This is a genomic window from Mangrovicoccus sp. HB161399 (assembly GCF_013184745.1).
In the GTDB taxonomy this organism is placed as follows: Bacteria; Pseudomonadota; Alphaproteobacteria; order Rhodobacterales; family Rhodobacteraceae; genus Mangrovicoccus.
This window is the reverse complement of record NZ_JAATVU010000263.1, coordinates 1-879: the sequence shown is the minus strand read 5'-3', so window position 1 is coordinate 879 and position 879 is coordinate 1. Positions and strand designations below refer to the sequence as shown.

The window sequence follows — 879 nt, the reverse complement described above, 5'->3', positions numbered from 1 at the left end:
GAGATCATCCACGACCGCTGGAACTGCCTGTTCCATCCGCTGGCGGGCCTGTCGCCGATCTGGGCCAACGGCCTGGCGGCCACGCAGGCGCAGAAGATCTCCGAGAACAGCACCAAGTTCTTCGAGAACCAGTCGCGGCCGGGCGGCATCCTGTCGGCGCCCGGCAAGATCTCGGACGAGACCGCGAAGCGGCTCAAGGCGGCCTTCGACAGCGGCTATACGGGCGTCAATGCGGGCAAGGTCGCGGTGGTGGGCGACGGGCTGACGTTCAGCCCGCTGACCGTGGCCGCCAATGATGCGCAGCTGGTCGAGCAGCTGAAATGGACCTCGGAGACCGTGGCCACGACCTACGGGATCCCGCTCTACAAGGTCGGGCTCGGCCCGATGCCGACCTCGAACAACCTGCAGGCGCTGAACATCGAATATTATGCCCAGGCGCTGCAGGGGCTGATCGAGGATGCCGAGACCTGCCTGGATGACGGGCTGGGGCTCGACGGCGAGACCATCGGGACCGAGTTCGACGTGGACGGGCTGCTGCGCATGGACAGCGCGACGCAGATGGACGTGCTGGACCGCGGCAAGTCGATCATGACGCTGGACGAGCGGCGGGCCCGGCTGAACCTGGCGGGCATCGCCGGCGGCGGCACTGTCTACATGCAGGAGCAGGACCACAGCATAGAGGCGATCGCGGCGCGCGACCGGCAGCTGATAGAGGCTGCCAATGCGCCGCCGGCGCTTCCGGCGCCCGAACCGCCAGTGGCGCCCGACCCGGCCGATCCTGAGCAGCGCGCCATGCGCGAGAGCGCGGTCTTCGCCGAGGCACTTCTCGAAATGAACAAGGCTATGGGGGCCCCATGATCGACGCAAAGGCCTTCGGGG

Annotated in this window: 1 protein-coding gene; it reads left to right on the top strand. The window is 67.7% G+C overall.

Annotated features, from left to right (window positions below; translation table 11 throughout):
- On the top strand, nt 1-858 hold an 858-nt coding region (locus HCC78_RS32780), incomplete at its 5' end, for a phage portal protein (protein WP_172332848.1).
- Between the last annotated feature and the right edge of the window lie 21 nt (nt 859-879).